Raw genomic sequence first — 271 nt, forward strand, 5'->3', positions numbered from 1 at the left:
GGCGAGGACCGCGTCTATGGCATGGGCCTGCAGGTGGACCGCGACTACGGGATCGACGTGGTGCATCACGGCGGCAGCCTGGCCGGGTACAAGACCGACATCGTCATCATCCCCGGCGCGGATATCGGCGCGGTGATCCTGACCAATTCCGAAAACGGCCAGGGCATGCTGCGCCCATTCATCCGCCGGCTGCTGGAACTGCTGTACGACGGCAAGCCGGAGGCAGCGGGCGACATGGCCGCGACCGCCAAGCGCATCCGCGCGGAGATCG

General features: G+C 67.5%; 1 protein-coding gene. It reads left to right on the forward strand.

The features are described from left to right. Positions 1-271, forward strand: a 271-nt coding sequence (locus AC0IYH_RS31690; protein ID WP_471838220.1) for a hypothetical protein, incomplete at both ends; no start/stop codon positions are given.

The organism is Pseudomonas sp. AC463 (assembly GCF_979253585.1).